At 57.4% G+C, this 19988-nt stretch carries 19 protein-coding genes; 18 read left to right on the top strand and 1 reads right to left on the bottom strand.

The window, feature by feature from the left end:
• Window positions 1-35: 35 nt before the first annotated feature.
• From A7D21_RS06670 to A7D21_RS06590, 17 genes are all read left to right on the top strand, one after another.
• Window positions 36-767 (top strand): TetR/AcrR family transcriptional regulator, encoded by a 732-nt coding sequence (locus A7D21_RS06670; protein WP_047530982.1) that lies wholly within the window; start codon window positions 36-38, stop codon window positions 765-767.
• A 346-nt stretch (window positions 768-1113) separates the two neighbouring features.
• Entirely contained in the window at window positions 1114-2178 is a 1065-nt protein-coding gene (locus tag A7D21_RS06665) for an amidohydrolase family protein (RefSeq protein WP_020300781.1), read from the top strand.
• On the top strand, window positions 2178-3029 hold the full coding sequence (locus A7D21_RS06660; RefSeq protein WP_020300780.1) for a fumarylacetoacetate hydrolase family protein: 852 nt from the start codon (window positions 2178-2180) through the stop codon (window positions 3027-3029). The genes A7D21_RS06665 and A7D21_RS06660 overlap by 1 nt, the downstream gene beginning before the upstream one ends.
• Before the next feature lie 13 nt (window positions 3030-3042).
• The gene (locus A7D21_RS06655; protein WP_020300779.1) at window positions 3043-3945 is read left to right on the top strand and encodes a 3-hydroxyacyl-CoA dehydrogenase; all 903 of its coding nucleotides are present in this window, start codon (window positions 3043-3045) and stop codon (window positions 3943-3945) included.
• On the top strand, window positions 3942-5117 hold the full coding sequence (locus A7D21_RS06650) for a thiolase family protein (RefSeq protein ID WP_020300778.1): 1176 nt from the start codon (window positions 3942-3944) through the stop codon (window positions 5115-5117). Before A7D21_RS06655 ends, A7D21_RS06650 begins: the two co-directional genes overlap by 4 nt.
• A gap of 1 nt (window position 5118) precedes the next feature.
• Entirely contained in the window at window positions 5119-5622 is a 504-nt protein-coding gene (locus A7D21_RS06645) for a carboxymuconolactone decarboxylase family protein (protein WP_020300777.1), read from the top strand.
• 139 nt (window positions 5623-5761) lie between these two features.
• On the top strand, window positions 5762-7039 hold the full coding sequence (locus A7D21_RS06640) for a cytochrome P450 (RefSeq protein ID WP_020300776.1): 1278 nt from the start codon (window positions 5762-5764) through the stop codon (window positions 7037-7039).
• Between the two features lie 113 nt (window positions 7040-7152).
• Window positions 7153-8460 carry an amidohydrolase family protein gene (locus tag A7D21_RS06635; RefSeq protein ID WP_020300775.1) on the top strand — a complete coding sequence of 436 codons (1308 nt, stop codon included), beginning with the start codon at window positions 7153-7155 and terminating at the stop codon, window positions 8458-8460.
• 110 nt (window positions 8461-8570) lie between these two features.
• Window positions 8571-9719 (top strand): acyl-CoA dehydrogenase family protein, encoded by a 1149-nt coding sequence (locus tag A7D21_RS06630; RefSeq protein WP_020300774.1) that lies wholly within the window; start codon window positions 8571-8573, stop codon window positions 9717-9719.
• The gene (locus tag A7D21_RS06625) at window positions 9719-10792 is read left to right on the top strand and encodes an acyl-CoA dehydrogenase family protein (RefSeq protein WP_020300773.1); all 1074 of its coding nucleotides are present in this window, start codon (window positions 9719-9721) and stop codon (window positions 10790-10792) included. The genes A7D21_RS06630 and A7D21_RS06625 overlap by 1 nt, the downstream gene beginning before the upstream one ends.
• Complete coding sequence (locus A7D21_RS06620; protein ID WP_020300772.1) at window positions 10789-11589, top strand: crotonase/enoyl-CoA hydratase family protein; 801 nt, start codon at window positions 10789-10791, stop codon at window positions 11587-11589. Before A7D21_RS06625 ends, A7D21_RS06620 begins: the two co-directional genes overlap by 4 nt.
• Window positions 11590-11631: 42 nt before the next feature.
• Window positions 11632-12756, top strand: coding sequence for an acyl-CoA dehydrogenase family protein (locus A7D21_RS06615; RefSeq protein ID WP_020300771.1), 1125 nt, complete (start codon window positions 11632-11634; stop codon window positions 12754-12756).
• Window positions 12757-12780: 24 nt separating this feature from the next.
• Complete coding sequence (locus A7D21_RS06610) at window positions 12781-13332, top strand: glutathione peroxidase (protein WP_020300770.1); 552 nt, start codon at window positions 12781-12783, stop codon at window positions 13330-13332.
• Window positions 13333-13336: 4 nt separating this feature from the next.
• Window positions 13337-14221: a pantoate--beta-alanine ligase gene (gene panC, locus A7D21_RS06605; protein ID WP_032904506.1), complete on the top strand. Its 885-nt coding sequence runs from the start codon at window positions 13337-13339 to the stop codon at window positions 14219-14221.
• Window positions 14218-15075, top strand: coding sequence for a cache domain-containing protein (locus tag A7D21_RS06600; RefSeq protein ID WP_020300768.1), 858 nt, complete (start codon window positions 14218-14220; stop codon window positions 15073-15075). The genes panC and A7D21_RS06600 overlap by 4 nt, the downstream gene beginning before the upstream one ends.
• 42 nt (window positions 15076-15117) lie before the next feature.
• Entirely contained in the window at window positions 15118-15858 is a 741-nt protein-coding gene (locus A7D21_RS06595; RefSeq protein WP_047530979.1) for an alpha/beta fold hydrolase, read from the top strand.
• Window positions 15858-17060: an MFS transporter gene (locus tag A7D21_RS06590; protein WP_020300766.1), complete on the top strand. Its 1203-nt coding sequence runs from the start codon at window positions 15858-15860 to the stop codon at window positions 17058-17060. Before A7D21_RS06595 ends, A7D21_RS06590 begins: the two co-directional genes overlap by 1 nt.
• 205 nt (window positions 17061-17265) lie before the next feature.
• Here A7D21_RS06590 and A7D21_RS06585 read toward each other — a convergent pair whose 3' ends face one another.
• Complete coding sequence (locus tag A7D21_RS06585) at window positions 17266-18720, bottom strand: site-specific integrase (RefSeq protein ID WP_047530966.1); 1455 nt, start codon at window positions 18718-18720, stop codon at window positions 17266-17268.
• A gap of 908 nt (window positions 18721-19628) precedes the next feature.
• On the opposite strand from A7D21_RS06585, the gene A7D21_RS06580 reads away from it, so the two are divergent.
• On the top strand, window positions 19629-19934 hold the full coding sequence (locus tag A7D21_RS06580; RefSeq protein ID WP_008037556.1) for a hypothetical protein: 306 nt from the start codon (window positions 19629-19631) through the stop codon (window positions 19932-19934).
• Window positions 19935-19988: the final 54 nt, after the last annotated feature.

The following is a 19988-nucleotide window of genomic DNA, read 5'->3' as shown; positions in this document are numbered from 1 at the left end:
TGCACAATCTTTACTCTTCATGAGCCCGTCACGCCATGCCAAAAGTCGCATCCAAGAAAGCAGAGGCGCCTGCGCCGGCTCCCAAATCCAAAAAAAATGCGCCATCTGAAGCAGGGGCAAGCCCGGCTAAACCCGTAGAGCGACGTGCTGCTGCCAACTCAGTGGCAGGCACCAAGGTCAAGCCGAATCGCCGTTCGGAAGAAACCATTGCCAACATCCTTAAAGCCACTGAAGAAGTCGTGCTGATGTCTGGCGCGGATCGTATTTCGATTCTGGATGTGTGCCAGGTAGCGGGCGTTTCCCGTGGCACCTTTTATCGCTATTTCGCCTCGCAGGAGGACTTGTTGGACACCTTTTCGCGCCACAAGCGCGAAAGCTTTCACAGCTTGCTGTCCCAGGAACTCGGTCACATCAGTGATCCGGAAGCGCGCTTGAATGCGCTATTTGCCTATCTTGATAACTATCTAGAGCAAAGTCGGGCTCGTCGTCTTCTTGTGGTTGCGCCCGACTACGCGCTGGGCTTCTTCCGACGGATTTTCCACGATTCGATCGTGCGCTTTCAGGATGGCCTGGGCATCGTTTTCGACGACTGGGACGAACGCCTCGGGGTGCGTCTTGACCGTGAGCTGATCTGCGAAATGATCATTCGTTACGTGTTGAGCGAAATCCTCGTGCCAGAAGCCGCAGGGCGTCGATTGTTCCCGGTCCGGGTGAAAAAACTCCTGGGCGCGCTGATCATGGGTTCTACCTCGCGCACCCGCCGCTGACCTTAAAGAACTACCCATCGCGCTAACCAAAGCCCCCGTTTATCGGGGGCTTTGCGTTTTCGTACGCGAATTTTCTGCCACCTGCATTCCATTCTTTTTCAAGGCTGACTCGTAGTTTTTAACCTCGCAAAGCATTTTTCGACTCGGGTCGAGGGCTCTGGGTCAGGCCTCTCCGCGCGCCAATAAAATAAATTGAACAGTATTTTGATTTATGATCAATTTAATCTTAAGCTCTGGTCTTAGCAGTGAGCCGTCGGCTTCCCCTTTTCGCGGCAATTTGATCCAGGCCGCGTGAAGGCACCGCGCAAATAACCAACAAAAAGTGCCAACTTCGAGGTACCTAAACATGCTTATCGATCTTCACGCCCACGCACCGCACCCTGGCTATTACAACCAGCACCCTCACTGGGGGCCGTTCTTCGAGCAGCACGCCGATGGCGATATCAAGCTGCGTGTAGGTGACTGGATTCTCGGTCTTGGGTCGCCAGAGCGTAAGGCTGCCGTGCGCTCCGGCAAGGGTCCCAAGCTTGAAGAGTATTTTGCGCGCTGGGCTGATCCGAAAGTACGCTTGGCTGGCATGGACGCAGCGGGACAGAATTTGCAGGTCGTTTCCGTCCCATCCCACTGCTACATGTACTGGACCGAAGCCGAATTCGCCGTACCTTTCGCCCGCACCGTCAACGAGACACTCGCGGAATACTGCTCCGCGGCCCCTGATCGCTTGATGTTCTGGGCTCACGTGCCTTTGAATGCGCCAGAAGCGGCGGCGGCTGAATTGCGTTACGCCTGCACCGTACTGGGCGCTAAAGGTCTGGTTGCTGGCGGCGCCAACTTCGGCGGCCTGGAGTTCGATTCGCCGGAACTCGACGTGGTGTGGAAAACCCTCTGTGACCTGGATCTGCCGATGTTTATTCACGGCTACAACCAGTCGGTCACCTGGGGCAAGAACGCCAACGACGACCGCTACGAAACTACCGCGATCGTGGGTATGCAGTACGACGAAAGCCGTTGTTTCTGGAACCTGATTTGCGGCGGCGTGCTGGATCGCTTCCCCGACCTTAAGGTGTACATCACCCATGGCGGCGGCTATGTCCCGTACCAACTCGGTCGTCTGGCCAAGACCAACGAGAACCTCGACGTCAAATACAACAAAAAGCCGCTGCTCGAGTACATGAAAAACTTCTACTTCGACGTTGAGCTGCATGAAGTACCGATGCGCCAAGCCTTGGTCGATATCATCGGTGCAGACCATGTGCTGTACGGCAGCAACTTCGGCGGTAGCGATGCCGTGCGTCACGACCTGACCCATGGCCTGAAGTTGTCCGACGCCGACTTGCGCAAGATTCGCTATGAAAACGCATGCCGCTTGCTGCACATCGATCCTGCCAAGTTGGGCAAGGTAGGTGCCTGATGAAACTGGCGCGATGTGAGTATTTTGAAACGGGCGTTTTTTGGGCGGTGGTCGATGTCGCCCAAGATCAGGTGACACCGATTTCCGGCAATTTCAAGGATTGGGCGCCCGGCGTGGCTGCCGGACGCGGCATCAGTTCGTTGCGTTTCGCCGGGCCTGCGCTGCCACTCTCCAAAGTGCGCCTGCTGCCACCGATAGAACCCGTCAACCGGGTGGTCGTGGCAGGCGCCAATTACGCCAAGCATTTGGTGGAGTTTGGATTGAGTGCGCCGTCCCAGCCAGTCGCCTTTCTCAAGGCTTATGGCGCGCTGATTGGCGCCAATGACCCGATCCGCTTTCCACCGTTGACTGAGGAGCTCGATCACGAAGTTGAATTGGTGGCGGTCATCGGTACTGACGAGATTGACCTGGAAAACCCGCTCGCTTGCGTGCTCGGTTACACCGTTGGCAATGACGTCAGCGCGCGAGACCTGCAGCGTAGCGGGCCGGCGGGTATTGGCATGGATCTGTTCGCGGCCAAAAGCCAGGATCAGACCACCGGGCTGGGTCCCTGGATCGTCACGAAGGATGAATTTCCGCAAGGGTCACCAACGCTGCGCCTGACCTTGAAAGTAAATGGTGAAACGCGCCAGGACGGCTCCACCGGCGAAATGACCTGGGGTGTTGATCATCTGATCCGCTTTGTCCAGCAGCGCTCGAGTTTTGCCTGTGGCGATGTGTTGTTCACGGGTTCGCCGGCGGGAGTGGGGATGGGCACCGGTCTGTTCCTCAAGGAAGGCGATGTGGTCGAAGCCAGCGTCGAAGGCATTGGCACGTTGCGCAATGTGGTCAGTAAAAAGAACCGCGCCTAATCGAGAGCCAAACATGAACGCCAATAAAGAAAAAGTAGTCGTCGTCGGTGCGGGTCTGATGGGCACCGGTATTGCGCATGCGTTCGCCAGCTCTGGTTTCAGTACGCTGTTGGTCGATACCAATGCCACCTCCCTGACAAACGCCAGGACGAGCATCGAAAAAATCCTTGCCGATGGCGTGCGCCTGGGCAAAGTCAGCGAAGAAAAAGCCCAGCAATCGTTGGCCAATCTACTGACCTGCAGCGACTTGACTGAAGCAGCGAGTGGCGCCAATTGGCTGGTTGAGACGGTCTCCGAGCAGTTGGCAGTGAAGAAAGCGGTGCTCACGCAAGCGGCGCCACTGCTGGCACCGGACGCGATTATCGCGACCAATACGTCGGCCCTCAGCGTGACCGAAATTGCGGCGTCAGTGGAGTGTGCAGATCGCGTGATCGGCATGCACTTCTTCAACCCTGTGCACAAAATGAAACTGGTGGAGCTCGTGCGGGGGTTGGCTACCAGTGATGAAGTGGTGAATCGCACTCGCAACCTGTGCGATCAGATCGGCAAAACCTCCATCATCGTCAATGAATCGCCCGGACTGACCACCAGCCGCATGTCCGCACTATTGGGCAACGAGGCGATGTGGATGCTGCAGGAAGGCACCGCGACCGCCGAAGACATCGACACGGCACTACGTCTGGGTTTCAACCATCCGATGGGCCCGTTGGAACTGGGTGACCTGACCGGTTGGGATACGCGGCTGTCTGTTCTGCGTTATCTGCACCAGACCTTGGGCGAAAAATTTCGGCCCTGCCCACTGATCATCAAAATGGTCGCTGCCGGACGATTTGGGCGCAAGTCGGGGCAGGGGGTTTACCGCTACGAAGACGGTAAACAAGTACCGGGTTCAGGGCTCAAGGCGAGTGCGTTATGAAAGACATCGTCATAGTTGATGCGGTACGCACGCCAATCGGCAAGTTCCGTGGCAGCCTGGCCGGCGTGCGCGCCGATCACCTCGGGTCGCTGGTGCTCAGTCACTTGCTGGAACGGGTCGATGTGTCGCCGACGTTGGTCGACGATGTGATATTTGGCAATGTCACGCAAATTGGCGAACAGTCCGCCAACATTGCCCGCACGGCCTTGCTCGGCGCCGGTTGGCCGGTCAGCGTGCCGGGGCTGACCATCGACCGTAAATGTGGTTCGGGCGAAGTGGCCGTGCATTTGGCCGTTGGTGCTATCGCGGCGGGTTCCGCTGATATCGTGGTGGCGGGTGGCGCGGAAAACATGAGCCGCGTGCCCATGGGCAGTAACCGTGAAATCCACGGCGAGGCGTTTGGCTGGATGGCAGCGCAACGCTATGAACTGACCAGTCAGGGCGAGGCTGCTGAGCGTATCGCCGACAAGTGGGCGCTCAGTCGCGATGCGCTAGATGATTTCGCTTTTGCCAGCCATCAGCGCGCTGCCGCGGCGTCCGATGCCGGTTATTTCGATAATGAAATAGTGCCGGTTGCGGTCGAGGAGCTACGTGAGCAGGTGCTGACGGAGCCAGCTGTTGTGTTGCGCCACGATGAAACCATTCGTCGTGATACTTCGCGGGAAAAGCTGTCGACGCTTAAAACCAGTTTTCGTCCGGATACCGGCCGCATCACTGCTGGTAACTCGTCACAGATCTCCGACGGAGCAGCGGCATTGCTGTTGATGAGTGCCGAAACCGCGAAAAAACTCGGGCTCAGGGCTCGAGCGCGGATTGTGGCGTTCACAACCGTCGGTTCCGATCCGACATTAATGCTCACCGGCCCGATTGCTGCCACTCAAAAGGTGTTGAGCCAGGCTGGGCTGAACATCAACGACATCGACTTGTTCGAGGTCAATGAAGCGTTTGCCTCGGTGCCGCTAGCCTGGATGCAGGAGACAGGTGTGCCGCACGACAAGTTGAACGTCAATGGTGGCGCCATTGCCCTCGGTCATCCATTGGGCGCCAGTGGTGCACGATTGATGACCACGTTGTTGAACGAGCTTGAACGCCGAGGCGGGCGTTTTGGCTTGCAAGCCATTTGCTGCGCCGGCGGTATGGGCACGGCGACCATCATCGAACGGCTCGATTGAGATGGCACGCCTACCGCTGATCCCGCTGGATGCCATGCCGTCTGCGTTGCAAGACGCGGTAGAGCGGGGCCAGCGCAGTCGCATGCTCAGTTCAACGACGCCGGTGCAGGTCTGGGCTCACCGACCCAAGGTAGCCCTGGCCTGGCTGGGTTTGATGGAGAGCCTGCACAGCGACAGCCTGCTTGATGAGCGTTTGCGCGAGTTGGTGCGGCTGAAAATCGCCAGCATCACCACTTGCCAGGCCTGCCAACTGGCGCGCAAGTCCGACGCAGTGACGGAAGAGGATATTGCGTGCATGGCCACAGACAGTGAGTCCTTCACGCCAGTCGAACGTGCCGCGTTGCGTTATGCCGAATTGTTTGCCAGCGATTACCTGGAGATCGACGACACGCATTTCTTGCGACTCGGGGAGTTTTTCTCTGACGCCCAGGTGGCAGAGCTGGGGCTGTACTGCGCCCTGATGTTGGCGGGTGGCCGCATGACACTGGTGCAGCAGGCCTACTGACACGTCTCGCAGCACAAATAGTTGATCGAAATATTAATAAGTGTCCAATACATATCTAGTCAGGCCTATTATCAGTCGGAAGGTATGGCCTTCAGCAGCTGCCTGACAAAAAATAATGACAAAAATAGCGGAGACGATCATGTCCACACCGGCACAGAACGACCTGACGAAGGCTTTCACCGATGTAGCCAGTAATTATCGCGGTACCAGCGATATCGACCTGCACGCGACCTACCGCGATATGCGCGCCAATTCGCCTGTGCTGCAAGGCAACTTCATGGCGAGTCTGGGCGTGCCGTCGATTGCCGGCCTGGATGCCAGCCGGCCGACCTTCACACTGTTCAAATACGACGATGTCATGGCGGTCATGCGTGACGCCGGCACCTTTACCAGCGGTTTTATCGCCGAGGGGCTGGGGGCGTTTTTCGATGGTTTGATCCTTACCGCAATGGACGGGGATGCTCACAAGAACATCCGTAACCTGCTGCAACCGGTATTCATGCCCGAGACGGTGAATCGCTGGAAGGAAACCAAGATCGATCGGGTGATTCGCGAGGAGTATCTCAAGCCGATGGTGCCGGCCAAGGGCGCCGACCTGATGGACTTTGCCCTGTATTTTCCGATCCGGGTGATTTACTCGTTGATCGGCTTTCCCGAGGATCGTCCCGAGCAGATCGAGCAGTACGCGGCCTGGGCGCTGGCCATCCTGGCGGGCCCGCAAGTCGATCCGGAAAAAGCCGCCGCGGCCCGCGGCGCCGCCATGCAGGCCGCTCAGGCTCTATACGATGTGGTGAAAGTGGTGGTGTCCGAGCGTCGCGCTGAGGGCGCATCGGGCGATGACCTGATCAGCCGGCTGATCAACGCGGAGTATCAAGGACGGTCGCTGGACGATCATGAAATCGCCACTTTTGTACGCTCACTGCTCCCGGCTGCCAGCGAAACCACGACTCGCACCTTCGGTACCTTGATGTCGTTGCTGCTGCAAAATCCGGATGTGCTGGAGCGGGTGCGTAATGACCGAAGCCTTGTAAACAAGGCCATCGACGAAGCGGTGCGCTTCGAGCCTGTGGCCACTTTCAAGGTGCGTCAGGCCGCCAAGGACCTGGAGATTCGCGGTGTAGCCATCCCCAAAGGGGCAATGGTGCAATGCATCGTGACCTCAGCCAATCGCGACGAAGATGCATTCGAAAACGCCGATAAATTCGACATCGACCGCAAGCCCAAACCTTCGTTTGGTTTTGGCTTTGGCCCACACATGTGTATCGGTCAATTCGTGGCCAAAACCGAGATCAACTGCGCACTGAATGCGATCCTCGATCTGATGCCCAACATCCGTCTCGACCCTGACAAACCCGGGCCGCAGATCGTCGGCGCACAGCTGCGCGGTCCGCACTATCTGCACGTGCTGTGGGAGTGATGGGGGGATGCATTTGATTTGATATGAACACATTCAAAAAATGTGTTTAATTAAGTCGAGATGTGCACTATGATTCAGGCACAACAACAAGCCCGAATGCGAAGGGGAAAACAATGAAAGTTGAAGATCTGATTCTTGTCAGTGTCGATGACCACGCGATCGAGCCGCCGAATGCTTTTGCTCGCCACATGCCTGCCCGCTTCAAGGGTCGTGAGCCGCATGTGGTCAAAAAGGGTGATCGTGATGTGTGGGTCTTCGAGGAACAGGCCACTGGCTACATGGGCCTCAATTCCGTGGTCGGTCGACCAAAAGAGGAATACGGCATGGAGCCGCTGGGCTACGAGCAAATGCGCCGTGGCACCTGGAACATCAAGGACCGCGTCGACGACATGAACGCCAACGGCGTGCTCGGTTCATTGTGCTTCCCCACCTTCCCGGGCTTTGCCGGGCAACGTTTCCAGGTACACGCTGATCGCGACGTGTCGATGGCGGCCATCCAGGCCTACAACGACTGGCATTTGCACGACTGGTGCAACGCTGCGCCAGGCCGCTTCATTCCGCTGATGATCGTGCCGTGGTGGGACATGAAAGCCGCTGCTGCCGAAGTCGAGCGTCTGGCCAAACAGGGCGTGCACGCGCTTTCGCTGTCGGACAACCCGGCCATTCATGGCTACCCGTCGATCCACAGTGATTACTGGGACCCGCTGTGGAAAGCCTGCAGCGATAACAAGGTGGTGATCTGCTGTCATATCGGTACCGGCGTGAAAGCTCAACACGCTTCGGATTTGTCGCCTATCGACGCCTGGATCACCTCCATGCCGATTTCCATCGCCAACTCCGCCGCTGACTGGATCTGGGCGCCGATGTGGAAGAAATTCCCGGATCTGCGCATGGCGCTTTCCGAAGGCGGCATCGGCTGGATTCCTTATTTGCTGGAGCGTGCTGACTTCACCCACCGTCACCATAACGCGTGGACCAATTCCAACTTCGACGGGAAGATGCCTAGCGACATCTTCAACAAGCACTTCATCACCTGCTTCATCGAAGATAATTTTGGCCTGAAGAACCTCGATTACTTGAACGCCGAGATGGTCACGTGGGAAAGCGATTACCCGCACTCCGACTGCACCTGGCCGAACTCGCCGGAGACCGCTTGGGAAGGGTTGCAGCACCTGCCCAAGGAGATGATCGACAAGGTCACTCACCTGAACGCCATGCGTGAGTTTTCCTTTGATCCGTTCTCCATCCATGGTCGGGAAAACTGCACGGTCGGCGCGCTACGGGCTCAGGCCACGCACGTCAGCATCGAGCCAGCCCTGGGCTTGGGTGGTGCCGATCACGGTCGCCACGACAACAAGCCGGTGACCTCCGGCGACATCAATGCGATGTTCGCCGAGGCTGACGCGCAAACCGCGTTGTAAGTTGCCGCTGTTCCTACAGTCGCCGGCCAACGGCGACTGTGGAGCGGTTGCCGTTCTGTGGTCGCTTCGTTCGAAGCGATTGCGCCTGTGTTCAGCGTTAGAGAGCGCATATGGCCATCAGTCAATTTTCCTACAGCAATATTCCTCCCGAGGCGGAAGCGCTTCGCACCGAAGTGCGGGCGTTCATTCTCGACACACTGGCCGATTACCCACCTACCTTGAGTGCGCAGTCCTGGATGGGCTTCGACGCGGAATTCAGCAAGAAACTCGGCGCGCGAGGCTGGGTCGGCATGGCCTTGCCCACAGCCTACGGCGGTGGCGAGGCGGGTCCTTTTGCACGCTACGTGATCATTGAAGAATTGCTGGCCTCCGGTGCGCCGGTATCGGCCCACTGGATCGCCGACCGGCAAAGCGGGCCGCTGATCAATCGCTTCGGTACCGAGCAACAAAAACAGCACTACCTGCCAGCCATTTGCCGGGGTGAAAGTTACTTCTGCATCGGCATGAGCGAGCCCAATTCCGGCTCGGACCTGGCTTCGATCAAAAGCACTGCTGTGCGTGATGGCGATAGCTGGCTAGTCAATGGCCAGAAGGTCTGGACCACCAACGCGCACCATTCGCAGTACATGATTGCCCTGGTGCGTACCAGTGAGAAACAAGCGGCCCGGCATGAGGGCATGTCGCAATTCATCGTCGACCTTAGCCTGCCCGGCATCACCATCCGCCCGATTCGCGACCTGGCCGGTGGCGAGCACTTCAACGAAGTGTTTTTCGACAATGTGCGGCTGCCCGCCGATGCCTTGATTGGCACTGAGGGCAAGGGTTGGGATCAGGTGACCGCTGAACTGGCCTTCGAACGCAGCGGCCCTGAACGTTTCCTCAGTTGCATGGCGTTGTTGAAAACACTGATCGACGCAGTGGGCAAGACCCCTGACGCACTACAAGCGCGGGAGATCGGACGGCTGTCGGCCAAGCTGCTGACGCTGCGCAATATGTCGTTGTCGGTCACGGCACAGTTGGCGGCGGGTGAACATCCAGCCTGGGCGGCCTCCTGTGTGAAAGACCTTGGCAATGCTTTTGAGCAGGAAATCCCCGAGGTAGCCCAGCTGTTGCTGGAAACCGAGCCACGGCAGGACGGCGGCAGCGAGCATGCACGCGTGCTGGCCTACCTGACACAGATGGCGCCCTCATTCTCACTGCGCGGGGGCACTCGCGAAATTCTGCGCGGCATCATTGCCCGCGGCCTGGGGTTGCGATAATGCGCGAGATATTCGAAGCGACGATTGAACGCCTGTTTGCCGATCTGGCGACGCCGGCTTACGTGATGGGCTGTGAAGGCGGCGAATGGCCGGCCGAGTTGTGGGCCGCGCTGGACGAGTCGGGCTTCACCCTGGCGGGTGTATCCGAAGCGCTGGGCGGCGCTGAAGCCAGTTGGGCCGATATGTATGTGTTGGTCCGTGCCGCCGGGCGCTTTTCAGTGCCCGCGCCACTGGGTGAGGCCTTGCTCGGCAACTGGCTGCTGAGCAAGGCCGGCCTGGAGGGAAGGGCGGGTGCAATCAGCGTGGCCGCCAATTCCGATCTGGTGCTTGATGGCGAGCGCGTTTATGGCACCGCCTGCTCGGTCCCTTGGGGGCGCAACGTTGAAGCGGTCGTCGCCATCGCCAATAGCCCAGCCGGTGTTGCGCATGTGGTGCTGCTGCCGCGTAGCGCTGCAAGCGAACTGACGTTGAGTCTGAATGTGGCGGGCGAACCGCGCGATGATTTGGGTTTCACTAGTGCCAAGGTATTGGCGCAAGCACCGTTGCCCAGCGGGCTCGACGCCAATGTCCTGGAATTGGGCGGCGCGATGCTGCGCGCGGCGCAGTCCGCCGGGGCGTTGCACGCGCTACTGGACATGACCGCCAACTATGCCAGTGAACGCAAGCAGTTCGGCAAGGCAATCGGTTCTTTTCAAGCCATTCAACAACAGCTCGCAGTATTCGCTGAGCAGGCTGCCGCCGCCGGCATCGCGGCCGAGGCGGCCTTCACGGAATCCAGTGCGGGGCTCGCCGCGCTGACCATTGCCGCGGCAAAAATCAGCACCGCAGAAGCCGCAAGCGTCGGCGCCAGCATCGCCCATTCAGTGCATGGTGCCATTGGCTTTACCGAGGAATATCCGCTGCATCTGCTCACCCGTCGGTTGTGGGCGTGGCGCAGTGAATTCGGCTCGGCCTCCCTTTGGAGTCAGCGTCTAGGCACTCAGATATGCCTGGGCGGCAGTGATGGATACTGGCCGTTGCTCACCAGCCATGGCCAACAACCCTTAACCCGTCTCGCGAGTAATCCGGTATGAGCCCGTTTCTTCAGATTGAGCGTGAGGGCGGCATCGTCACCGTGCGCATGAACCATCCCGATACCCGCAATGCCCTGACGACGCGTGAGCAGATTCAGGAGTTTGTCGATCTCTGCGCCGAGCTGCGCCGTGATATGTCGGTGCGGGTCATGGTGCTCACTGGCAATGGCAGCGCTTTTTGTGCCGGTGGCAACGTCAAGGACATGCACGAGCGCGGCGGCATTTTCGCCGGCTCGCCGTATGAACTGCGCAATACCTACCGTGATGGTATTCAGCGTATTCCCCTGGCGATTTATGAGCTTGATATCCCAGTGATCGCCGCAGTTAACGGCCCGGCAATGGGTGCCGGCCTCGATCTTGCCTGTATGTGCGATATCCGGCTGGCGGCGCCCAAGGCGATCTTCGCCGAGAGTTTCGTGCGCCTGGGCATTGTTCCTGGTGACGGCGGCGCCTGGCTGTTGCCGCGCATCATTGGTATCCCGAAAGCCAGTTTGATGGCGTTTACCGGTGACGCTATCGATGCAGCCAAGGCGCTGGAATGGGGCCTGGTCGAGCAAGTCTGCACCCACGAAACGCTGCAATCGGAAGCGCAGGCGCTCGCGCGGCGAATCGCCAGTAATCCCGGTCATGCGTTGCGCCTGTGCAAGCGTCTGCTGCGCGAAGGCCAACATATGCGCCTCGATTCGCTGCTGGAATTGTCGGCGGCGTATCAGGCGCTGGCACATCACACCGAAGACCATCAGGAAGCGGTAGCGGCTTTTGTCGACAAGCGTGATCCCAATTACCAGGACCGCTGATTACCCATCGCCCAATACAAGAATCGATCTGGAGTAAGCAAAATGCGTGGCGTATTTCGAGAAGACCACAACATGTTCCGTGATCAGGCCCGCCGTTTCGTCGACCGCGAAATTGTGCCCTACCTGCATGAGTGGGAAAAGAACGGCATCGTTCCCAAGGAAGTCTGGCTCAAGGCCGGTGAGAACGGCTTGTTATGCTCCACGGTGCCCGAAGAATACGGTGGCCCCGGAGGCGACTTCGGTCACTCGGCGGTGATGATCGAAGAGCTGGCGCGAGCCAACGCCACCGCCGTAGGTTTCACCACTCACTCGGAAATCGTCACCCCTTACATCGTTGCCTATGGCAGCGAAGAGCAAAAGCAGCAATGGCTGCCGCGCATGGTCAGCGGTGAATTGATTGGCGTGATTGCCATGAGCGAACCAGGCATTGGTAGCGACCTGCGAGCCATGCGTACTTCGGCGCGGCGTGATGGTGACGACTACATCGTCAACGGTCAGAAGACTTTCATCACTAACGGCGGTAATGCTGGCCTTGTGGTCACTGCCACCAAGATTGACCCTTCGGCCAAAGAACTGACCCTGATCTGCGTTGAGGAAGACCGAGCCGGCTTCGCCAAGGGGCGTCTGCTGGAAAAGATTGGCCTGAAAGGGCAAGACACCGCCGAATTGTTTTTTGATGAAGTCCGGGTGCCCGTCGGCAATCGATTGGGTGAGGAGGGCATGGGATTCAAATACCTGACTCATCAATTGGCTTGGGAACGCCTGATCATCGCGATTCGTGCCGCGCAATCCATCGACACGCTGCTGGAAGAAACCATCGGCTACACCCGGGAGCGCAAGGTCTTCGGAAAACCGGTACTCGACTTCCAGAACACCCGCTTCAAACTCGCTGAAGCCAAGGCCCAGGCCACCATGTTGCGGGTGTTCGTCGACGACTGCCTGGCCAAAGTGATGCGCGGTGAACTGACGCCGGAAATCGCGGCAATGGCCAAACTGCTGGGATCGGAAATGCAGGGCAAGCTGCTTGACGAATTCCTGCAATTACATGGCGGCTACGGCTTCATGAGTGAATACAAGATCAGCCGCGCCTGGGTCGACGCCCGGGTCGCGCGCATCTATGGCGGCACCTCGGAAATCATGAAAGAAATCATCGGCCGTACTCTTTGAAGCACACCTGCATGAGGCAAACTGATGAGTAACTCCCTTTACGACATTTCGCTGAAGCAGATCGATGGAAGCGTCCGCACCCTTGGCGACTATCGGGGCAAAGTTCTGCTGGTGGTCAACGTCGCTTCAAAATGCGGGCTTACCCCGCAATACGAGGGTTTGGAAAAACTGTACCAAGACAAAAAATCCCAAGGCCTGGAAATACTGGGTTTCCCCGCCAACAACTTCAAGGAACAAGAACCGGGTAGCGATGTGGAAATCGTTGAGTTCTGTTCAGTGAACTATGACATTCACTTTCCGTTGTTCTCGAAAATATCGGTTGTCGGCGCGGACCAGCATCCTCTCTACGCCGAGCTGACTGCCGCACAACTCGAAACGACGGGTGAGGGCCCTTTTCGGGAGCGTCTGCAGGGTTATGGAATCGAGTCAGACAACACAACGGACGTACTCTGGAACTTCGAAAAGTTTCTGATTGATCGGCAGGGCACGGTCGTTGCTCGTTTTGCTCCGGACATTGCGGCTGATGATCCTCGTTTGCTTGAAGCAATCGAAGCTCAATTAGTCCAAGAGGCGTGAAGTGGTGCTGACAGTCGATACGGTTAGCGCGCTTCGTGCGCTCGTGGCGCGTGCACGAGGTGAAAACAAGAAAGTCGCGCTGGTGCCGACAATGGGCAACTTGCATGACGGTCATATCGCCCTGATTCATTGCGCAAAGCAGCGAGCCGACTTTGTGGTCGCCAGCATCTTCGTCAATCCACTCCAGTTCGGGGCGAATGAGGATCTCGCCAACTATCCTCGGACCCCCGACGCCGATCGCGAAAGACTGGTCAACGCCGGGTGTGATGCGCTGTTTGCCCCTGCTGTCGAACAGATCTATCCAGATGGAATGCTCAATCAGGCCATCGTCAGTGTGCCGAACGTGTCTGATGGTCTTTGCGGTGCAGCACGCCCTGGTCACTTTGACGGGATGGCCACTGTCGTTGCCAAGTTGCTGAACATCGTTCAGCCAGACGTGGCGGTTTTCGGGGAAAAGGACTATCAGCAGCTGGCAGTCATCCGCTCGATGGTCAGGGATCTCAATATGGTGACTGACGTTGTCGGTGCACCGACGATCCGGGCCGCGGACGGCTTGGCATTATCGTCGCGCAACGGCTATCTGAGTGACCATGAGCGTTCGGTAGCCCCCGTCCTTTACGCTTGTTTGAAGCAAATGGCGGCGAGTATCCAGATTGAGAGGCGGGTGGATGAGCGCCAGTTGATTGAATGTCATCAACGTATAAGCGACGCCGGTTTTCAGCTGGAATACTTTGAAGTCAGGAATGCCCAGGATTTAAAACCTCTGACAAGCACCGATACTCACTTTGTGATTCTGGTGGCGGCGCGCATCGGCAAAACGCGGCTCATTGACAATCTGACAGTGGAATTTCGGACATCAAAAAGATCACCAGAGGAACAACACCAATGAGCCTTTATCGAGCGTTCACTGTTCTTGGCCTGTGCCTTGTCTCTCTTGTCGGCATGGCTCAACAAGCGCCAGTGGATGCCTATGGTGCCGACACCCAGCGTGCCAACGCCTTGCTGGTAAAAGCTGTCGCCGAATACAAAGCCAAGGGCGACACCGCTATGGCCGAGTTCAGCCGGCAGGGAGCCTATGTCGATGGTGAGCTGTACATCTACGTGGTCGATACCTCCGGTGTGATGCTTGCCAGCGGTGGGCCTTCGGTTTCACTGGTCGGAAAACCGGTGGTCAGTGTGCTGGACGACGACCTCAAGGCTGCATTACAACAAGCCATTTCGCAGCCAGAAGACGGCATCGTGCGTAGCGCCGAATACCGCTGGTGGAACTGGCAACACGGCAAGGTCGAGCGTAAGCGCGTGTTCTATCAACGAGTGAAAGATCGGGTGATCTCCGTGGGTTACTACATGCCACGGTCCAGCCCCGAGCAGGCACAACAGCTGCTGCGCCAGATTTCCGAGCAAGTTGCCAGCAACGCGAAAACCACCGTCGAGCTCATTAATCAGCACGATAAGCAGCTTACCCAGGATGATCTTTACGCCTTTGTGGTGGACCTGAAAACCAAGCGGTTCGTCGCTCACGGCTTTTCGCCCCGGCTGATCGGCACCGACTTCAAGTCATTGCGCTCAACCGACGGCAAGCCGATTGGCGAGGACATACTCAAGCAGATGAACGCGCATGAAGCAGGCGAGATCACCTATCAATGGCGCAACCCTATGACCGGGCAGAACGAATACAAGAGGACTTTTCTGCAGCGGGTTAATGGATACGTCGTGGCCGTGGGCTGCTATGCAATCAAATGATCAAGGCAGGAACAACAGGAACCCACTGTCAGGAGCGTACGCATGACTGATTTGGTATTGCTGCATGGCGGAAACCATGGGTCCTGGTGTTGGGAACACTTTGTGGAAGCGTTAAACCAGCAACCCGGATGCTTCGACCGCGTGATCACTCTGGATATGCCAGGGTGCGGCAAGAAGCGCGGTCGGGATGTTGCGTCCCTGCGGCTAGACGACGTGGTCAACGAACTTAATGAAGACCTGCATGCACTCGGCGTGAACCAGGCCGTGTTGCTTGGGCATTCCATCGCGGGGGGCGTGCTGCCAATGATGGTGGTGGCCGCTCCGCAACTATATTCGCAGCTGGTTTACCTGGCCTGCGCATTGCCCAGTGAAGGCCAGTCGATTCTGGAGTTGCTTGGCACTACGCTGCATGGCGAAAGCCCGGAACATGTCGGTTGGCCGCTGGACCCAGTGCAAACAACTCCTCAAGCGCTGGCCGTGGCCATGTTCGGTCAGGACTTGAGTGAGCAAACCCTGAGTTGGTTGTTAAGCGAAGTGAGTCAGGACACGACGCCACTCTGTGTGGCGACAGACTCCATCAGTCGTGAGGGGTATCAAGGATCGATCCCGGCGACTTACATCATCACCCTGCGCGACAACATTTTGCCCATCGACTGGCAGCGCCGTTTTGCGCAACGTGCCGGTGCTGGCGTGGTGATCGAAATCGATACGGCGCACGAGCCGTTCGTATCACACCCCCAGCTGCTGGCGGATGTCGTACGGGGTATAGAGCGGCATGAGTGATGGGCAATATCGGTGTTTTAAGCCGGAGCGACGGCACGGCAAATCAACGCAACGGGTTGATCCTGTCCATCATCGTATTCAACTTTGTCTCGTACGTGTGCAGTGGCTTGCCGCTCGCGGTGTTGCCGGGCTACGTCCTCAATGACCTGGGCCTGACCTCGGTTTTCGCGGGTGTGGTGATCAGCTCGCAGTACCTGGCGACGCTCCTGGCCCGCCCCTTGGCCGGTGGCGTGGCTGATCGCCTGGGTGCCAAATACGCGGTTGTGTGCGGGTTCAGTGGCTTGATGTTGAGCGGCGCCCTGACGGCGCTCGCCATTATCCTGCCCACCCAACCCTGGTTGACCCTGACGCTATTACTGCTGGGGAGGCTGGTGTTGGGGGCGTCCACGGCCATGATCTCCACGCCCTGCTGCACCTGGGCCATCGGGTTATGTGGTGCCCCTCGGGCGGCACAGGTCATGTCGTGGAACGGAATAGCGGCTTACGGCGGCACGGCTGTTGGCGCGCCACTGGGTGTGCTGCTGCGCAATTCGATGGGTATCGCCAGTGTGGGACTGTGCACCGTGTTGCTTGGCTTGGCGTTCCTGCTTTTGGCTCTGGGCAAGCGCCCAGCGCCATTGGTTGCAGGCGCCCGGCTGGCTTTTTATCGAGTCCTGTTCGCGGTCATGCCCAACGGCCTGGTCCTGGTTTGCAGCTCGGTAGGATTTGGCGGGCTTACGGCCTTCGTCGCACTGTATTTCGATAGTCTCGGCTGGGACCACGCCGCTTATTGCTTAAGTGGTTTCGGCGCAGGCTTCATCGTTGCCCGATTGTCGTCGCCGGGAATACTGCAGCGATTCAGAGGGTACAAAGTGGTGGGCGGCTGCCTGCTTGTGCAGACGTTGGGCATGCTGCTGATATGGCTCGCGCCTTCGCCTGCGCTGGCAATTGCCGGCGGCGCGCTGACCGGCATAGGGGTGTCATGGGTCTACCCGGGGCTTGGGGTGGAGACATTGGCCAGCACTCCGGCCGTGAACCGTAACTCGGCGCTCAGTGCCCTTTCATTATTCTTCGATATTGCAGTGGGGATGGCCGGTCCGGTGATGGGCCTGGTTGCGTCAGGTTTTGGTTTTGCTGCGATATTTCTCTGTGCAGCACTGATGTCGATGGGCGGGTTTCTGGTAGTGCTCTGCCTATGGCGGAAGGGCCGTATACGCGATTAGTGTTAGTTGTTTAATAGCATACCTCTGTTTCACATAACTGACGTGCAAGTAAGCTCTCCGACGATCTGTCAGCGGGAAAATAACAGAACCAGCTATACCGCTATTGGCCGATTGCTGCGTGTCATGTCGGGTCGGAATCGACCCGAACCGAGCTCTCAGCGATATATACATAACTACAAGGAGTTCAGCGTTATAAGAATTCGACTTATGAGGACGGCAGAGTCTCTGCGGCTGCGTAGTCTGGAAAGGACATCATCGACTCGATCGCTGGGTGCTCGTAGGTTGAGGACAATACGGCGCTGAGTCGATCGCCCAACAGATTCCAGGCGCGTTTCTTCTCTTCGGCATAGTCGTGATGCAGGTAGTGGCGTCTCACCCGAGAGCCGGCCAGCACATGGTTTTGACAGCGATCGATGACGTCCAGGCTGACACTCAAGGCCTGCATCATGGTCGCTCCCGTTCGGCGCAGGTCATGCGGTGTCCAGTCACCGTTCTGGCCGTTGGCAAGGACCAGCGTATCGTCATGACGCCGCCTGGAGAGGGCCTTGCGGTTTTTGAACCGCGCCTGGCGATCGCCGACCTGTTTACTCACCACTTTTACGTCCACATGCCCATCATCCAGCTTGTTCGGGAAGCACCATTGGGAATGTCCCGTTAGGGTCTTCAGTTCCTGAAAGAAATGCAGGGCGAAGGGGGAGAGGAATACATGGTGGTCCTGTTTCTTGCCGCGAGTGCCTTTGACGTTTTCACTGGGGAGGAACCACGTCTGCTGGTCCAGATCGACATTTTTCCATTCGGCCTGGAGCAACTCGCCAATCCGGCACAGGGTGCCCAGGCTGATCCAAAGCGCGAGTTGGGTTTCCTTCTTCAGTGGTCGAATGCCTTCATATTTTTGCCCGGCGGGGAGGCCGTTGTAATCGGTGGTCATTTGCTGGAAGCGGTTGTGCAGTTCCAACAGCTCAGCCGGCGAAAGGATCCGGCTTCGTTCGGCCTCGTAATCGGCAGGGATCAGGGGGGTGATGTCGACCAGCTCCGTTGGATCGCCCTCGACCAGCAACGCCCGCCAAGGTTGGCGCTTTCTGGCCCAGCTGAACATCTGGCTGAGGTCGGCGAAGAAGCTGATCGCTTGCCGGTGAGCGCCGCGGTTGACCACGGTGCGGATCAGCGCCCGAATATCGTGTTCGGAAACATTGTTCACCGCGGTCTTGCCGAGTGCCGGGAATAGGTCCTTGTTAAAGCGCCGTTGCAACTCGGCATTGCCGTCTTTACGCGCGACGCCATCCAACAGCCAGGCCTTGGCCAGATCCTGGACGGTCAGTGTCTGCACCTTCGTCGACTTTTCTTGTGCGGCTTTTGCGTTCGTCGCGGCATGAGCCTGTGCCTTGGCGGTTTTCTTTTGCTCGTTGGGATTGATCTGCTCATCGATGAGCGCTCGGGCCTGGTTGCGGGCCTTGCGGATGTCCGTCAGGGATTTGCGCGGCCAGGACCCGCAGGAGTACTCTTTGTTCTGGTCGCCCCAGCGATAACGATAGAAAAAGCTGACTGACACACCGTCTTTACGGACTGAGATTCGACCGGCGAGATTGCCATCCTCCCGGAGGATGCGGCCGGCATCATCGGCGGTCAGCGACTCGAGTTCTTTGATGGTGATTTTGGCCATAAAATGAGTTCCCCCTACTTTTCCCCCCACAAAAACGTCGGCTCTTGATGGACGTTACTGGACTCTCGTAGAGCAGAACACCGCTGGAGCTCAAGTAAATACTAGATTAGAAAAATCCAGAGTAAAATTTTGGAAGCTTTCAAGAAGTATGAAAAAGGAGATGGGGTGCTAGGGGTCGAGTGTTCGAATCACTCCGTCCCGACCATATAAATCAAAGGGTTGCGAGATTTTATTTCGCGACCCTTTTTATTTGTGAACGATTTTACCCCCACAAAATCGCTGGCTCTGGGTGGAATTCTCACGGCTTTCACGTGGGTAGACGCAGGCGTTAGCGCTCACGCGTGGTCTCTTTATTGAATCGGCTGAAATCTTGTTCTCGACGATTAGGAAAAAGTCGTGGCCGCGTCCGATAAGTTCTGTATGTGTGAGCTAAATCCATAAATGGACATGTCAAATCTATACAAATCAGTAGCTTATTTTTTTGTCCATTGTCAATTTTTCTAAAATTGATGAACATGTCGGCTACATCCACCCCTCACACAAAGCCCGCAATTCCATAACCCTCAGTCCCCAAGCGCCCCGCACGACTCCTCCAGTTAGCCCTCCAGGCACCCCGTCGGGTTCCCCAGCACGGCGTATTAAAGATAGTATTGTGCCATTACCTATGGATACTTAGATGCCAGCCACCCCCGCCTAAGGGGAGAGTAGGGCGGTAGGAATTCGGCATGGATCAGCTACGCCACAGAAACGCAGACAGACGACCATCATATCCCGAGGCGGCTACTTGGGAGTCTTAGTCGCGCATGCGATTAGAAGAGCACCCGCTTGAAAGCCTGAAAGCCCAATAACTCAAGAACCCAGACGAATCCCCCAGACGAACAATATGCCGACAACTAAGGAACTCATGCATGAGTGAGCAGGAGCAGGAAAAGGGCCAGGAACAGAAGCAGGAATATGCTTTTCATCCTGCCGATCTAGTCGAATACGCGATGGACAAACCCATCGGCGCAGCCCGCGCGGCGCTGGCAATTGGACTGGAAGAAGCTGACGTTGACCCTGAAATTATTATTGCCGAACTGATGGGGAATATGGAGTTGAATCAGCGTTTCCTGAAGAAGCTCACGGGCGCCTTGCGGAAGAATCCAAATAAAATCCTTGGTGAGATGCCAGATCGTATCCAGACTCTACAGGTGGAGCGCGACCTCGGATTATGATATGGGCTAATTACAACTCAGCAAGCAAAGCAACTTGTCGCAGAGGAGTAGCTA

Origin of the sequence: Pseudomonas sp. AP19, assembly GCF_001728855.1 — a bacterium.
Taxonomy (GTDB): Bacteria; Pseudomonadota; Gammaproteobacteria; order Pseudomonadales; family Pseudomonadaceae; genus Aquipseudomonas; species Aquipseudomonas fluorescens.
Note: the sequence above shows the minus strand (reverse complement) of the source record. Positions and strands in the feature narration are given on the sequence as shown.

Excerpts from the sequence above, each read along its gene's own strand:
- A7D21_RS06670 (WP_047530982.1), top strand. The coding sequence starts at position 36 with ATGCCAAAAGTCGCATCCAAGAAAGCAGAGGCGCCTGCGCCGGCTCCC.
- A7D21_RS06665 (WP_020300781.1), top strand. The coding sequence starts at position 1,114 with ATGCTTATCGATCTTCACGCCCACGCACCGCACCCTGGCTATTACAAC.
- A7D21_RS06660 (WP_020300780.1), top strand. The coding sequence starts at position 2,178 with ATGAAACTGGCGCGATGTGAGTATTTTGAAACGGGCGTTTTTTGGGCG.
- A7D21_RS06655 (WP_020300779.1), top strand. The coding sequence starts at position 3,043 with ATGAACGCCAATAAAGAAAAAGTAGTCGTCGTCGGTGCGGGTCTGATG.
- A7D21_RS06650 (WP_020300778.1), top strand. The coding sequence starts at position 3,942 with ATGAAAGACATCGTCATAGTTGATGCGGTACGCACGCCAATCGGCAAG.
- A7D21_RS06645 (WP_020300777.1), top strand. The coding sequence starts at position 5,119 with ATGGCACGCCTACCGCTGATCCCGCTGGATGCCATGCCGTCTGCGTTG.
- A7D21_RS06640 (WP_020300776.1), top strand. The coding sequence starts at position 5,762 with ATGTCCACACCGGCACAGAACGACCTGACGAAGGCTTTCACCGATGTA.
- A7D21_RS06635 (WP_020300775.1), top strand. The coding sequence starts at position 7,153 with ATGAAAGTTGAAGATCTGATTCTTGTCAGTGTCGATGACCACGCGATC.
- A7D21_RS06630 (WP_020300774.1), top strand. The coding sequence starts at position 8,571 with ATGGCCATCAGTCAATTTTCCTACAGCAATATTCCTCCCGAGGCGGAA.
- A7D21_RS06625 (WP_020300773.1), top strand. The coding sequence starts at position 9,719 with ATGCGCGAGATATTCGAAGCGACGATTGAACGCCTGTTTGCCGATCTG.
- A7D21_RS06620 (WP_020300772.1), top strand. The coding sequence starts at position 10,789 with ATGAGCCCGTTTCTTCAGATTGAGCGTGAGGGCGGCATCGTCACCGTG.
- A7D21_RS06615 (WP_020300771.1), top strand. The coding sequence starts at position 11,632 with ATGCGTGGCGTATTTCGAGAAGACCACAACATGTTCCGTGATCAGGCC.
- A7D21_RS06610 (WP_020300770.1), top strand. The coding sequence starts at position 12,781 with ATGAGTAACTCCCTTTACGACATTTCGCTGAAGCAGATCGATGGAAGC.
- A7D21_RS06600 (WP_020300768.1), top strand. The coding sequence starts at position 14,218 with ATGAGCCTTTATCGAGCGTTCACTGTTCTTGGCCTGTGCCTTGTCTCT.
- A7D21_RS06595 (WP_047530979.1), top strand. The coding sequence starts at position 15,118 with ATGACTGATTTGGTATTGCTGCATGGCGGAAACCATGGGTCCTGGTGT.
- A7D21_RS06590 (WP_020300766.1), top strand. The coding sequence starts at position 15,858 with ATGGGCAATATCGGTGTTTTAAGCCGGAGCGACGGCACGGCAAATCAA.
- A7D21_RS06585 (WP_047530966.1), bottom strand. The coding sequence starts at position 18,720 with ATGGCCAAAATCACCATCAAAGAACTCGAGTCGCTGACCGCCGATGAT.
- A7D21_RS06580 (WP_008037556.1), top strand. The coding sequence starts at position 19,629 with ATGAGTGAGCAGGAGCAGGAAAAGGGCCAGGAACAGAAGCAGGAATAT.